The 13,507-nt window shown below is 70.2% G+C and carries 14 protein-coding genes; 2 read left to right on the forward strand and 12 right to left on the reverse strand.

The genetic code is table 11. From position 1 onward, the window contains the following. The 4 genes from VKT83_19165 to VKT83_19180 form a co-directional block, all read right to left on the reverse strand. Nucleotides 1–291 (reverse strand): ABC transporter permease (locus VKT83_19165; protein HLY24593.1); only part of this gene is annotated, 291 nt, incomplete at its 3' end. Further along, nucleotides 288–1,241: an ABC transporter permease gene (locus tag VKT83_19170; GenBank protein ID HLY24594.1), complete on the reverse strand. Its 954-nt coding sequence runs from the start codon at nt 1,239–1,241 to the stop codon at nt 288–290. The genes VKT83_19165 and VKT83_19170, both read right to left, overlap by 4 nt. A 28-nt stretch (nt 1,242–1,269) precedes the next feature. Beyond that, complete coding sequence (locus tag VKT83_19175; protein HLY24595.1) at nt 1,270–2,871, reverse strand: ABC transporter substrate-binding protein; 1,602 nt, start codon at nt 2,869–2,871, stop codon at nt 1,270–1,272. A gap of 17 nt (nt 2,872–2,888) precedes the next feature. Then, nucleotides 2,889–3,791, reverse strand: a complete 903-nt coding sequence (locus VKT83_19180) for an NAD(P)-dependent oxidoreductase (GenBank protein HLY24596.1) — start codon at nt 3,789–3,791, stop codon at nt 2,889–2,891. A gap of 88 nt (nt 3,792–3,879) precedes the next feature. Here VKT83_19180 and VKT83_19185 point away from each other — a divergent pair, with 88 nt between their 5' ends. Continuing rightward, nucleotides 3,880–4,551: a VOC family protein gene (locus VKT83_19185; protein ID HLY24597.1), complete on the forward strand. Its 672-nt coding sequence runs from the start codon at nt 3,880–3,882 to the stop codon at nt 4,549–4,551. Here VKT83_19185 and VKT83_19190 read toward each other — a convergent pair. From VKT83_19190 to VKT83_19225, 8 genes are all read right to left on the reverse strand, one after another. Further along, on the reverse strand, nt 4,548–4,961 hold the full coding sequence (locus VKT83_19190; protein ID HLY24598.1) for a PaaI family thioesterase: 414 nt from the start codon (nt 4,959–4,961) through the stop codon (nt 4,548–4,550). The two genes, VKT83_19185 and VKT83_19190, sit on opposite strands and share 4 nt — an antisense overlap. Then, on the reverse strand, nt 4,961–6,481 hold the full coding sequence (locus VKT83_19195; protein HLY24599.1) for a class I adenylate-forming enzyme family protein: 1,521 nt from the start codon (nt 6,479–6,481) through the stop codon (nt 4,961–4,963). The genes VKT83_19190 and VKT83_19195 overlap by 1 nt, the downstream gene beginning before the upstream one ends. A gap of 61 nt (nt 6,482–6,542) precedes the next feature. After that, the gene (locus VKT83_19200; protein HLY24600.1) at nt 6,543–7,529 is read right to left on the reverse strand and encodes a zinc-binding dehydrogenase; all 987 of its coding nucleotides are present in this window, start codon (nt 7,527–7,529) and stop codon (nt 6,543–6,545) included. Nucleotides 7,530–7,569: 40 nt separating this feature from the next. Further along, nucleotides 7,570–7,980, reverse strand: a complete 411-nt coding sequence (locus VKT83_19205) for a cupin domain-containing protein (protein HLY24601.1) — start codon at nt 7,978–7,980, stop codon at nt 7,570–7,572. A 14-nt stretch (nt 7,981–7,994) separates the two neighbouring features. Beyond that, nucleotides 7,995–8,882, reverse strand: a complete 888-nt coding sequence (locus VKT83_19210) for an ABC transporter permease (GenBank protein HLY24602.1) — start codon at nt 8,880–8,882, stop codon at nt 7,995–7,997. After that, nucleotides 8,875–9,888 (reverse strand): ABC transporter permease, encoded by a 1,014-nt coding sequence (locus VKT83_19215; protein HLY24603.1) that lies wholly within the window; start codon nt 9,886–9,888, stop codon nt 8,875–8,877. Before VKT83_19215 ends, VKT83_19210 begins: the two co-directional genes overlap by 8 nt. Continuing rightward, complete coding sequence (locus VKT83_19220) at nt 9,888–11,222, reverse strand: amidohydrolase family protein (GenBank protein HLY24604.1); 1,335 nt, start codon at nt 11,220–11,222, stop codon at nt 9,888–9,890. The genes VKT83_19215 and VKT83_19220 overlap by 1 nt, the downstream gene beginning before the upstream one ends. Nucleotides 11,223–11,358: 136 nt before the next feature. Beyond that, nucleotides 11,359–12,954: an ABC transporter substrate-binding protein gene (locus VKT83_19225; protein ID HLY24605.1), complete on the reverse strand. Its 1,596-nt coding sequence runs from the start codon at nt 12,952–12,954 to the stop codon at nt 11,359–11,361. A 308-nt stretch (nt 12,955–13,262) separates the two neighbouring features. Between VKT83_19225 and VKT83_19230 the strand changes: the two genes are divergently transcribed. Then, nucleotides 13,263–13,507, forward strand: a 245-nt coding sequence (locus VKT83_19230) for a carbon monoxide dehydrogenase (protein HLY24606.1), incomplete at its 3' end; no start/stop codon positions are given.

Consider the following 13,507-nt stretch of genomic DNA (forward strand, 5'->3'; position numbering starts at 1 on the left):
TTCCAGCGACACGCGCGACGCGACCAGGACGCGGCTCAGGATGTCGCGCCCGAGATCGTCCGTGCCCAACGGGTACCGGCCGCCCGGCGGGTGAAGGATGTCGAGCACGTGCGGGGCCGACGGTGGATACGGCGCGAGCCACTGACCGCCGAGGGCCACCAGGAGAAAGAACAGCATGATCGCGGCCCCGGCGATCGCGCGCGGATTGCGGACGAACCGCTGCCAGGGACCCCGCCGCGGGCCCGCCCGGACGGAGCGTGCCGGGAACGCGGCGCCCACGACCGCGCTCATCCGTGCCGGATCCGCGGATCCAGGTAGAGGTAGCCCAGGTCCGCGAGCAGATTGCTGACGACGACCAGCATCCCCGCGATGGTCGTCGTCGTCAGCACCGTCGGATAATCCCGCGACAGGGCCGCGCTCACCGCGAGACGGCCCAGGCCCGGCAGGGCGAAGATGGACTCCACGATCACGGAGCCGCTCAAGAGGAACGGCAGCAGCAGCGCCATGATCGTCAGCACCGGCAAGAGCGAGTTGCGCGCCACGTGCTTCAGCAAGACGGTGCGCTCCGCGAGGCCCTTGCTGCGCGCGACCTGGACGTAGTCTTGGCTCAGCGCGTCGAGCAGCGACGACCGCGCGTACCGGACCAGGACCGGCAGGATGCCGAGCGCCTGCACGATCGTCGGCATGATCAGAAACCGCCAGATGACGAACGGCGAGTACCCCGTGGCGCCGGTCGGCCGGATGCCGCTCGCCGGCAAGAGGCCGAGCTGCTCGGTCAAGAAGAAGATCAGCAAGAGGCCGAACCAGAACGTCGGCAGCGAGATGCCGAGCAGCGAAAACAGCGTCGCCGCGTGATCGACCACGCTGTAGGGGCGGACCGCGGAGACGAACGCGATCGGGATCGCGAGCGCCCCGGTCAGCGCGAGCGACGTCGCCGTCAGGATCAGGGTCGTCGGCAGCGCCTCGGCGACCTGGCGCGTCGTCGGCCGGCGGTCGCCGAAGCTGCGAAGGCGGCCCGTGAAGAGGTCCGCCATCATCGAGACGTACTGGACCGGGATGGGACGGTCCATGCCGAGCTCGTGCCGGAATTGGGCGATGTCGGCCGACCCCCGCTGCTCCGGCGGGATCAGAAAGAGCACCGGATCCCCCGGCGCCAGCACCAGCAGCCCGAAGGTGATCGCGGTGATGCCGAAGACCAGGGGAACGAGCGCGAGCAGCCGCCGGGCGAGAAAGCCGGCCACGGAGCGCCTGGGGGGGTCCCGGCTCCCCCTACCGCACCGCCCAGCGCGGCACGGAACCGAAGAACCCGCGCAGCGAATCGATGCCGGTCGGCAGCGTAAAGCGCTTCCGCACACCCCAGATCACGTCGGGCCGGATGGTCAGCACGTGCGGGACGTCCTGAATGATGAGCTGCTGAATCTGTGAGTAGAGCGCCTTCTGGCGCGCGCGGTCGCGCGTGAGGATGGCGTCGTCGAGCAGCTTGTCCAGTTGCGGATTGCTGTACCCGATGACTTGGGCGCCACTCCCGGTGCTCTTGAAATTGTCCTCGAGCTCGGTCTGCGGCGGGAAGAGCAGATTGAACCACGCGATGCCGACCACTTCGATGTTGCCGGCCGGCGAGAAGTACCGGCCGAAGAAGTCGCCCCGCTCGTGCGCCTCCACCTCGACGTCCATGCCGATCGCGCGCAGATACTGCTGGACCAGCAGCGCCTGATTCTGATACTCCTTGCCGGCGAGGAACCCGTACTTGAACTTGAACCGCTGCCCGCCCTTCTGGAGGACGCCGTCCGAACCCGGGGTCCACCCGGCCTCCGCCAGCAGCTGCTTCGCCTTGGCCGGATCGTAGGTGTAGCCCTTGATGCTCTTGTCGAACTGCCAGAGGCTGGGGTGGATCGGGCTCTGCGGCACCGTGCCGAGGCCCTGGTACAGCGCGCGCAGCATCTCCGGGCGGTTGATCGCGTACGCCATCGCCTGCCGCACGCGCACGTCCTGGAACATCGGCAGCCGGAAGTTCGGCGCGAACCAATAGAACGTGTCGCCCGGCACCCGCAGGACCTGGACCTGCGCGTCCCGCTGGAAGCTCCGGTACGCTTCGGGGAGGATGCGGCCCGCGTCGATGTTGCCGGCCCGCAGCTCCGCGAGCACCGTCGCGTCCTCGGGGATCAGTTTCAGCACCACCCGCGGCAGCGCCGGCGCGCCGCCCCAGTATCCCGGGGAGGCGTCGAAGGTGATGCTCTCCCGCTCCCGCCAATCGGCCAGGCGGTAGGGACCGGCGCCGATCGGCTTCCGGGTGAACGGCGCTTCCTGGAGGCGCGCGACGTCGATGCCCGCCAGCGCCTTCGCCGGCAGGATCGGGGCCGTGCCGATCTGCTCGTAGAAGAACGGATACGGCCGGTTCAGGATGAAGCGAATCGTCCGTGGGTTGACCACGGTGATGCCGGTGACAGACGAACTCTTCCCGGCTTTATGCTCCGGCCCGCCCGCGATTTCGAGCAGCGAGGGCGGGGTCGTCGGGTACTTCGGATGCAGGTACAGCTCGTAGCTGGCCTTCACGTCCTGCGCGGTGATCGGCGTGCCGTCCGAGAACTTGGCGTCGCGCAGGGTGACGAGGTACGTCTTCCCGTCGGGCGACACGGGGTATTGGGCCGCCAACCGGCCCACTACGTTGCCCTGCGGGTCCACCCCGGTCAGGGAGTCGTTGAGCAGCAGGCTGACATAGCCCGTGACCGCCTCGCTGCTGCCGAGGATGCGAATCGGCAGCCCCCAGATCGCGATGACCGCCTGGGCAGGACCCTGTCCGCGGGCGGGCAGGCCTGCCAACCCCGCGACCAGCAGCACTGCCAGGACGAGCGCGCCGACACTCCGCTTCATTAAGAAACTCCCCCCTGTCAGGATTTCTTGCGCGGCCGGACTTCGACGCGCAGTATCGACTCGAGCCCGCGGATCATCGCGGTGCTGTCCTGAGATCCGTACCCGAAAGCCCGGGCAAGCTGCATCAGCTCGACCGCGCCGTTGGCCACCGGCAGCGGAACCGTCATCTCGCGCGCGAGCGCCGTGGCCTGCCGGATGTCTTTGTAGGCGAGGTCCAGCCGGAAGTTGACGCGCTCGAACTCTCCGGCGAAAACCTTTGGCACCATCCCCTGCAGCGCGGGGCTGTTCGACGTCGAGGAGGCGAGCATCTGGAAGAACTGCTCGACGTCCAGGCCGGCGGCCGAGGCGAACGCAAACCCCTCGGCGATCCCGGCGCTCGTGATAATGCCGATCATGTTCTGGATCAGCTTCGCCGTGTGCCCGGCCCCGACCGGGCCGAAGTGGTAGATGTGGGCGCTCATCGCTTCCAGCACCGGGCGCACGTCGGCCAGCGTAGAGGCCTCGCCGCCGACCATAATGGTCAGCGTGCCGTCCTGCGCGCCTTTCGGACCGCCGGTGACGGGCGCGTCGAGAAAACGCCCGCCGGCGGCCGTCACGCGCGCCGCGAGCCGGCGTGTCTGCGGCGGGAAGCTCGTCCCCATGTCGATGAGCGTCTGGCCGGCGCCGATCAACGAGGTCCCCGGCCCGGCGAACACGGTGGCTTCGACGTCGTCCGCGGTCGGCAGGACCGTAATGGTGATCTGCGCCCCCCGGATCGCCTCCGCGGCGCTCTTCGCTTCCGTCGCGCCGCGCGCGATTACGCGCTCGATCGACGCCCGTGATCGGTGCGGCACGACGACGACCTGGTGCCCCGCGCCCAATAGGTGGTTCACCATGGGCTCGCCCATGAGACCCACGCCGAAAAACGCGATCTTTGCCATCCGCACGCTCCTTCTCTTCGCAGAGCCTCCGACTGATTCAGTTCCGGCCGGAGGACTCCTGTTATCAGGACGAGAACGCGGTGAAACTATGGCCGAACGTCCACGCGTCTCCACGGATCACGTGCTCGTCGCGGTGCGGGACCTTGCCGACGCCGCCCGCAGGTTCGAAACCGCGTATGGGCTGCGCGCACTCCAGGGCGGGCGCCACCCGGGCGTCGGCACCGCCAACATGATCGTCCCGCTGGGAGAGACCTACCTCGAGCTCATCGCCGTCGTCGACCCGGAGGAAGGCCGGCGGTCGCCCACCACACGCCGCATCAGCCGGGCGGTCGAGGAGGGCCGGACCTTTGCCACGTGGGCCGTGCGCACCGACAACCTCGACGCGCTGCGCGAGCACCTGCTGGCGCACGGCCTCGAGCTCGCCGCCCCCGTCGCCGGCGCCCGCGAGCGCCCCGACGGAGTCACCCTCCGCTGGCGGAGCCAGATGCTGGTGACCCCCGGCGACCCGAGCGTGCTGCCGTTCCTGATCGAGTGGCAGGTGCCGCCCGGCCAGCACCCCGCCCAGGCGGCGGCCGATCACCCCTCCAAGGCGCGGGGCATTCGCACCGTCCGGTTGGGCGATCCGGATCCCGGCGCCGCGGCCGCGCGGTTTCGGACGCTCTTCGGCGACGACCTCAACGTCGCGTTCGAGCGCGCCGTGATGAGCGGCGTCGCGGCCGTCGAACTGGACACCCCCAGCGGCGCGCTCACCATCGCCTAACGCTGCGGCTTGAATAGACCCCGCCCGACGGCGGCGATCTTGCCGTCCGGGCCCGCCACTTCCACGTCGGCGACCGCGAGCGAACGGCCGACGCGGACCGGCCGCGCGGTGGCGACGAGGTCCCCGGACTTCACCGGACGCAGATAGTCCACCCGCAGATCGACCGTCACCACGTCGTAGCCGATCACCGCGATGATGGCGAAGGTGCCCGCGATATCGATCAACGAGGCGATCGCGCCCCCGTGCACGTACTGGGCGGGCGCGTCGTCGCCGGCGATGAGGTTCGCGTGAAACGGCATCCGGACGGCCACCCCGTCCGCCGCCGCCCGGACCATTTCCAAATTCAACAGCCGCGCGTACGGCGACTGCCGCAGCACCTCCGGAAGCGTCGCGAGCGGGAAGATCGACACTAGGTGCCCCCCTTCAGCGTCCCCACAGCCTCGACCGCGCGCGCGCGGAGCGTCAGCCGATCCACCTTGCCCGTGCTGCCGAGCGGGGCCTGCTCGACGAAGAAGACCTCGCGCGGATGCGCGTAGGCCGGGCCCCGCGCCAGGAAGAACTGCTTCAGCTCGTCGGCCGTGGCCGACCGCCCCTCGTGCAGCACGACGAACGCGACCGGCGCCTCGCCTTTCACGGCGTGCGGCACCGGCACGACGAACGCCTCGCGCACTGCGGGGTGCAGCAGCAGCAGGTCTTCGACCTCCTTCGGATACACGTTCTCGCCGCCGACGTTGATCATGTCGTCGGCGCGCCCCAGGATGTAGTAGTAGCCCTGCTCGTCGGCCCGGACCAGGTCCCCGGTGTGCAGCCACCCGTCGCGGTCGAACTTGGCGGCGGTGAGGTCGGGCGCCTTGTAGTAGCCGCGGGCGAGCCCGGGGTTGCGCGTCCAGAGCTCCCCCGGCTCCCCCGCCCCGGCCTCGCGGCCGTCGTTCGTCACCACGCGGATCTCGCAGCCCGGCAGCGGCAGGCCGGTGCTGCCGATTTTGCGCGGACCGAACCGCGGGTTTTCAAACACGACGGGGCCGCCCTCGGTGAGGCCGTAGCCCTCGCTGATGCTCGCGCCGAACGTCTCCTCAAACTCGCGCAGCAGGTCGGGCGGCACCATGGCCGAGCCGCACGCCGCCCACCGCAGCGACGTCACGTCGTACTCCGCGAGCAGGCGCTTCTCGTTGAGGACCAGGCGGAACATCGCGGGGGTGCCGGTGATATACGTGCAGCGGTGCCGCGCGATCGCCTTGATCACCTCGGCGGCGTCGAAGCCGGGCAGGATCACAAGCGTCCCGCCGCTCATCAGGATCGGCTTCACGGCCGCGGCCATCGCGTTCTTGTGGTAGAGCGGCACCGCCACGAGCGCGCGGTCGCTCTCGTCGAGCATCATCACGCGCCGCACCATCTCGGCGTTCCAGTACTGGCCGGCGTGGGTCAGCAGCACGCCCTTCGGCCGGCCGGTCGATCCCGACGTGTACGGCTGCATACAGATGTCGTCCGGCGCCACGGCGGCGCTCTCGAACTCCGCCGGCGCCTCCGCGAGCAGCCGGTCGTACGACAAGGCCCCTTTCGGCGGCTCGCCGGTGATGACGAACGCGCGGAGCGCCGGCACGTCCGCGCGCAGGCGCTCCGCCAATTCCCGCAGCGCCCCGGACGCGACCAGCACCTGTGCGTCCGAATGCTCCACGCAGTACCGCAGCGTCTCGTAGCCCAGCCGGATGTTGAGGGGGACCGGGACCGCCCCGGCGCGCATGCTGCCGAAGAGGGCCTCCACGAACGGCCACTCGTTCGGAAAGAGGAGCGCCACGCGGGAGCCCGCGGCCGCGCCGAGGCCCCGCAGCATCCCGGCGACGCGCTGCATCCGCGCGTCGAGCTGCCGGTACGAGAGGGTGACCTCGCCCTGGATCACGGCCGGCCGGTCCGGGAACGCGCGCACCGGCACGTAGGCCAGGTCGCCGAAGTTGCGGCGGTACGCGGGGTCCCCGGCCGGTGGAGCCGCCGCGCTATTCGAGTGGATGGATGATCACCTTCCCGACCGCCTCTCGGTCCTCGAGCAGCCGCTGCCCCTCGGCCGTCTGCGCGAGCGGCAGCACGCGGTCGATGACCGGGTGGATCCGGCCGGCGCGCACGGCGGAGAGGAGCGCTTCCAGTTCGGCACGCGTCCAGCCGTCCGAGCCGATGATCGTCAACTCCCTGACCCAGACGTACCGCAGATCGGTCCGGGCCTCGAAGCCCGTGGTGGCGCCGCAGGTCAGCAGCCGGCCGCCCTTCCGGAGACTGCGAATGCTGCGCGGCCAGGTCTCTTCACCCGTGTAGTCGACGACCACGTCGACGCCGCGCTTGCCGGTGAGCCGCCACACTTCGCGGTCGAACTCGACGTCGCGGTAGTTGATCAGCTGGTCGGCGCCGAGATCGCGCAGCTTGCCCAACTTGTCTTCCCGCGAGGCCGCGGCGTACACCGTGCAGCCGGCCATCTTGGCGATCTGCACGCACGCGGTGCCGACGCCGCCGGCCGCGCCGAGGACCAGGACGCTTTCGCCGGCTTGGATGGCCCCGCGCGTCAAGAGCATCCGCCACGCGGTGCCGTACGCGATCGGCAGCGCCGCCGCCTCGTCGAACGGCACGTCGCCGGGCAGCGGGATGAGATTGGCCGCGGGCACGAGCGCGTACTCCGCGAGGCCCCCGGGGACGTCTTCGCCGATCGCGCCGCCCGGGACCGCCGGATCCACCAGCACACGCTGCCCCGCGGCAATCCCGGTGACGCCGGCGCCGAGCTCGGCCACGGTCCCCGCGATGTCGCCGCCGGAAATGAAGGGCAGCGGCGTGTGCTTGCCCGGCATACCGCGCCGCACGAAGATGTCGAGGTGGTTGAGGCCGCAGGCGTGCACCCGCACCACGGCCTGTCCCGGGCCGGCCTGGGGCACCGGCACGGCCTCGTCAAGTCGCAGCTTGTCGCGGCCGCCGTGCTCGCGGATGACGATGGCGCGCATCCCGGTCATCCCGACACCCACACCGGTCCGGATCGGGCCCTCACGACGGCGCGTCCGGCGCCGGGTAATGATGGCTGTCATACCGTTCTTTCGGGGCCTGGAGCAGCACGTAGCAGACTTCGTCCTCGGCGCAGGAGACCTCATGCGGCGTCTCGGGCTCGACAAGCACGACCGTCCCCGGGTCGAGCGCCTGGTCGCGCGCCGCGCCGTGCTCGTCCCACGTGCGAATCCGGCCCCGGCCGCGGACGCCGAAGAAGATGTCGTCGATCGCGCTGTGCGTGTGGGCGGGGATGCGCTGCCCCGCCCGGAGCCGGAAGACCGAGGCCTGGGACCGCGAGGTCTCAAAGAGCGTGGCGCAGGCGATCCGCTGACCCGCGACCTCGATAGTGCGGCCCTCCTCCTCCAAACTCGCCACGGCCTGTCTCAGGTCGAAGAACGCCGCGGGCTTCATCTCATCGTCCTCCTTCAGACCCGGTGCCTGGGGTCCAGGTAATCCCGGACCGCATCCCCGAGGAAATTGAACGCCAGCACCGTCGAAAAAATTGCCGCGCCCGGAAATCCGGCGATCCACCACGCCTGCGGCAGTTCGCGCCCCGCGCTTACCATGGACCCCCACTCCGGCGTGGGCGGGACCGCGCCGAGGCCGAGGAAGCTCAGGCCGGCGGCGGTGACCACGGCCGAGCCGAGGTCGACCGTCGCGAGCACGATGATGCTCGCGCGGATGTTCGGCACGATCGCGCGGAGCAGGATCCACAGCGGCCGCTGCCCGATCGCCACCGCCGCGTCGACGTATTCCATGCGCCGGATGTTCAACACCTCGCCGCGGGCCAGCCGCGCGTAGGTGGGCCACCATACCAGCACCATCGCCAGCCCCGCGTGCAGCACGCCGGGTCCCAGCGCGACCGCGATCGCCATCGCCAGGATGATCGACGGAAACGCCATGATCACTTCCGTCGCGCGCATGATGAATTCGTCGACGGCGCCGCCGGCATATCCCGAGACGGTGCCGAGCGCCATGCCGGCGACGGCGGCCACCGAGACGACCCCGACCCCGATCAGCAGCGTGACGCGGCCGCCGTACAGCACGCGGGTCAAGATGTCGCGGCCGAGGTCGTCCGTCCCGAACAGATGCCGCGGCTCCGGCGGCTGAAGCGTCTCGTTCGCGCGCTGCTCGTCGTACCCGTACGGCGACAGAAGCGGCGCCGCCGCGGCCAGGACCGTCCACACCACGAGCACGATGAGCCCCGCCGCGACGCCCACCGTCCGCCACTGGCGCCGCGATTGGACCGCGCGGACCATCTCCGCGACTTCCACCGGGTCGGCGGGGCGCACCGCCGCCTCGAGGCTACTCATACCGGATGCGGGGGTTGATGTAGGCGTAGAGCACGTCGACGACGAGGTTGAGCGCGACGTAGAACACGCCGACCACGAGGGCGACGCCCATGATCGCCGGGAAATCCAGGTTGTCCGCGGAGCTGAACGCGTAGCGGCCGAGGCCCGGCCACGAGAAGATCGCCTCGGTCAGCACGGTCCCCGACATCAACTGGGCGTACAGGATGCCGATCACCGTGATGATCGGAATCAAGGCGTTGCGCACGGCGTGGCGCCAGACCACGCGGGCTTCCGCCAATCCCTTGGCGCGGGCGGTGCGCACGTAGTCCCGGGCGAGCACGTCCACCACCGTGGCCCGCGTGATGCGGGCGATGAAGCCCACCCCCACCGTGCCGAGGACGACGGCCGGCAGCACGAGGTGCGCGAGCGCGTTCCGGAACACGGGCCAGTTGCCGCGGAGCAGGCTGTCGACGACGTACATGCCCGTGATCGGAAGGCCCGGATCCAGACCCGGGTCGAGCTGCCCGGGCGGCGGCGCCCAGCCCAGCACGAAGTAGAACACGAAGAGCAGCAGGATCGCGTACCAGAACGTCGGCAGCGCGACGCCGGTGGCCGTGACGGCCCGCACGCCCAGGTCGACCGGCGTATCGCTGCGGACGGCGGCGGTGACGCCGAGGAGCCCGCCGACGACGATCGCCGCGAGCATCCCCGCCGTCGCCAGCTCGACCGTCGCCGGCAGCGACAGTGTAAGCTCCGTCGTGACCGGCTGCCCCGTCGCGATCGACGTTCCCAGGTCTCCCCGCAGCAGGTGGCCGAGGTAGACCGCGTACTGCACCGGCACGGGCTGGTCGAGGCCCCATTTGTGCCGGAAGGCCGCCACCAGCTGTGGATCCTGCGCGGCGTGATCTCCCAGGCTGGTCAGCACGAGGTCGGCCGGCAGGGCGTGCGAGATGAGGAACGTGAGGAGGGTGATGCCGAGCAGGGTCGGCAGGCTCAATCCCAGCCGCCGGACGATGTACCGGGCCATCAGCCGGAAACGCGTTCGGGGAGGGCCGCGAGGAGCCGTTCGGCCGTTCGCTGGGCCTCGTCCATGATCGCCGCCTCGTCGGCGAGGCACAGGCGCCGGTCCTCCACCACGACCGTGCCGTCGACGATCACGGTGCGCACGTCCGAGCCGTGGCCGCACCACACCAGGAGCGCGGCGAGGTTGTCGTGGCGGCCGCGAACGAGCGGACGAAAATGCGGCGCGCCGAGGTCGAGCAGGATGGCGTCGGCGCGCTTCCCGGTCTCGATCGAGCCGAGATTGTCCGCCTCGCCGATGGCCTTGGCGCCGTCCCGCGTAGCCATCTCCAGCACGTCCCAGCTCATGAGGGCGTGCGCGTCGAGCCGGTGGATCCGCTGCAGCATGCACGCCCCGCGCATCACCTCAAACATGTCGAGATGGAAGTTCGACAGCATCCCGTCCGTCCCCAGCCCGACGGTGACGCCGCGGGCCCGCAGCTCGGGCACCGGCGCGACGCCGGTGCCCAGCTTCATGTTGCTGGTCGGGTTGTGGGAGACGCTCGTACCGGTGCCGGCGAGCAGCGCGATTTCCTCGGGCACGAGCCAGTTGCAGTGCGCCAGCAGCGTGCGCGGCCCGAGGACGCCCGCACGCCCGAGGTAGATCGCCGCCGGCACGCCGCGCTCGCGGTCGGTCCAGCCGGCGTCGTCCCGGGACTCCGACATATGGCCGTGGATGCCGACGCCGAGGCGTTTCGCATCCGCGGCCATCCGGCGCAGCGTCGCCTCGTCGACGCCGTTGACGGCGTCGAACCCCAGCCAGTACTGCACCCGCGCGTCCGGCGGCGGCACGCGGCCGCCGAGCCCGTCCACGAACTCCGCATACACGTCGCAGGCGCCGTCGCCGGCGGACGCCGCGTCGGCCGCGAGCGGCACGATGCGGGCGCGAATGCCGATCTCCTCCGCCGCGGCAAAAGCGCCGGCGGGCCTGCAGGTCATGTCCATGACGGTCGTCGTGCCCCGCCGGAGCGAGTCCGCAAACGCGAGCAGCGCGCCGGCGCGCGAGTCGGCGTCGGTCATCTGGCGGCAGAGGTTGTCCGGGTACAGCGCGTGCCAGTCGAAGAGCGACAACCCGTCGCCCAACGCCCGCCCTGGCCGGGTGTGCAGATGACAGTTGATGAGGCCCGGCAGGAGCGCGCAGCCGGCCCCGCGGATCAGCCGGTCGGCGCCGGGATCCCGGGTCCCGCGGGTCACCGCCGCGAACCGGCCGCGGTCGATCACGACGGTCCCCTCGTCGATGACCTCGCGCACGCCGTTCATGGTCACGATCGTCGGGCCCACGATCGCCACGCTGGTCGTCATCGGTCGCCTCGACAGAAGTAGGGTTTCGCGCCGTCCGCCGTGCCCCCCGGGCGCGTCGGGGCCCGGCGGACGAGGCACGGGCCCCGGGGCCATCAGGCGCCGGGGCCCGCGCAGTGAAAAACCTCCGGACGTGGTGCTACTTGCGGCGGAGCGAGTCCAGCTGCAGGAAGAAGAACGGATGGAAGTGATAGCCCGTCAGGTTGTCGCGGGCCGGCACCACGGCATAGGTCTGCACCATGAAGACGTAGGGCGAGCTCGGCGCGGCGATCCGCCGGTTGTAGTCCTCGTAGAGCCGCGCGCGCTTCGCCACGTCGCTCGTGGCCGCGGCGTCCTCGGCGTCCTTCTTGCCGATGGCGTCCTGCCAGTTGAAACGCTTGGCGACGAACCCGCTCGCGAAATACGTGAAGTTATCCGGATCGAAGTAGTCCGGATACCAGGTGTTCAGGATCGTCGGCGGCTTGCCGGTCCGCGCGGTGGTGAGCAGAATCCCGCCCTGCACCGGCTTCGGGTCCAGGATGATGCCCACGCGCTGCCAGTCCGCGCGGACCTTCTGCGCGATCGAATCCGCGGACCCCGTCCCGTAGCTGAACCCGAGGCCCCAGACAAAGTCCACGTGCACCGGCTTCGCGGTGCTGATGCCGGCCTCTGCCAGCATCGTCTTGGCCTTGTTCAGGTTCTGCTTGTACTGCAGCTCCCGGTTGAGGGACTCGGGGAAGCCCAGCAGGCCCGGCATCATGATGCTGCCGAGCTGCCGCGCGCTGCCGTGCAGCACACCGTTGATCAGGCCGTCGTAGTCGACCGCGTACTTCACCGCCTCGCGGACCCGCGGGTCGTCCCACGGCTTCACCGCGGTCTTGAGCCCGATGTACGTCGTCCAGGCGGACGGGTCCTGGAAGAACTGGAGGCCCGGCTTGCCGCGAATCGCGTTGATCTGGTTGATCGTCATGTCCAGCGCGATGTCGGCGTCGCCGCGCTGCACCATGAACGACTGGGTGGCCGGCTCCTTCACGTGCTTGATGATGATGGTCTTGAAGAACGGCGCCGGCCCGTAGTAGCGGTCGTTCCGCTCGAGGACGATCTGAGATTCCCGCACGTACTGCGCGAGCCTGAACGGCCCCGTGCCGACGGACTGCTTGAAGAATATCTGCTCCGCCTTGTCGATCTTGTCCGCCCCGGGGGTTTCCACGCCGCCGGCCGCGCGGACGACCTTGGCTTCGACGATCGAGAACACGCCCGCCGTGAGCGTCGCCAAAAATGCGGCGTTCGGGTCGGTGAGCACGACGCGCACCGTCTTGGGATCCACGACCTCGACGTCCTTCAGCGGATCGGCGAGGAACGAACCGTAGCCCTTCAGGTTCTTGGCCCGCAGCAGCGAGAACCGGACGTCCTCCGCGGTAACGGGCGCCCCGTCCCCGAACTTCGCGTCCCGCAGCTTGAAGGTCATTGCCGTCGCGTTCGGGTTGATCGACCAGGACGCGGCGAGATCGGGCTTGATCATCCCGAGGTCCGGCGCTTCCTGTTTGACCAGCCGGCTGTAGATCGGGAACTGCAGAAACACGCCGCTGATGTCGTAGCTCTTGTTGGGATCCGGCGTATGGATGTCCGAGATATCCTTCGCGATGACCAAGGTGTCCGACGCCATCGCGGCGCGCGCGCCGCCGCCCGATCCCAGCGTCAACAGTCCGCCTGCAAGGAACAGAACGACCAACGCAGCGCTAAACCGCCTCACCATACCACGTTCTCCCCCCTGGCGTGAAGATCGCCGGCGCCGTAACAAAAGGTTGGGTACCCGTCACCGGTCAGAACCTGTTACCCGTTCGTTGCGGCGGAAACGAGTCCTGCGGTGCCTCGGAGATGGGCGCGTACCCGCGCGGCGCGTCCGTCACAGTGCGCGCGCCGCCCGGGTGGCGTCGCGGAATTTCCACACCGTCAAACGGCCGCCCTGCCCCATCCCGCCGCGCGCCTCGCGGTGCCGCCGGGCGCGCCCGGCGGCACCGGAGGACGCACCCGCGTGTGGTCGAATGAAGCGCGGGCCCCTCGATGAGCGATCATTCGCCACACACCCGCCGCCTCGAAGATCTCAGGTTCCTGCGCGGCCGCGGCCGCTACGTCGGCGATATCCGGCTCCCGGGCATGCTGCATCTGGCCCTCGTCCGCAGCCCGCACGCGCACGCGCGCATTCTGCGCGTCGATCGCGCCGCGGCGGCCGGCCTGCCCGGCGTCGTCGCGGTGCTGACCGCGGACGGCCTCGGCGCCGCCGGCCGGCCGTTGATGCCGATGGTCGC

It is taken from the genome of bacterium, assembly GCA_035308905.1.
Taxonomy (GTDB): domain Bacteria; phylum Sysuimicrobiota; class Sysuimicrobiia; order Sysuimicrobiales; family Segetimicrobiaceae; genus DASSJF01.